Origin of the sequence: Paenibacillus sp. EKM301P, assembly GCF_011800295.1 — a bacterium.
GTDB lineage: Bacteria > Bacillota > Bacilli > Paenibacillales > Paenibacillaceae > Paenibacillus > Paenibacillus polymyxa.
In genome coordinates this window covers 1-286 of sequence record NZ_JAALFM010000126.1, presented here as the reverse complement: position 1 = coordinate 286, position 286 = coordinate 1, and the positions used below count along the sequence as shown (strand labels likewise).

Here is a 286-nt window from a genome sequence, read left to right as displayed (position 1 = left end):
AACACGACCGTTAAGCCCTCCAGCGCCGATGGTACTTGGACCGCAGGGTCCTGGGAGAGTAGGACGCCGCCAAGCAAAATCCTTTAAAGGATGATAAAATTTAATGAATTAGGGCCTTTAGCTCAGCTGGTTAGAGCGCACCCCTGATAAGGGTGAGGTCGGTGGTTCGAGTCCACTAAGGCCCACCATTTCTAGATTGACTAAAAGTTTGGGGCTATAGCTCAGCTGGGAGAGCGCCTGCCTTGCACGCAGGAGGTCAGGGGTTCGATCCCCCTTGGCTCCACCA

2 tRNA genes and 1 rRNA gene are annotated in these 286 nt (G+C 54.2%); all 3 read left to right on the top strand.

Going from position 1 to position 286, the window contains the following annotated elements:
* Nucleotides 1-75: ribosomal RNA gene (gene rrf, locus HFD99_RS26165) — 5S ribosomal RNA — on the top strand; the annotation flags it as partial.
* Nucleotides 76-111: 36 nt separating this feature from the next.
* A tRNA-Ile gene (locus HFD99_RS25150) sits at nt 112-188 on the top strand.
* A gap of 22 nt (nt 189-210) precedes the next feature.
* Nucleotides 211-286, top strand: a tRNA-Ala gene (locus HFD99_RS25145).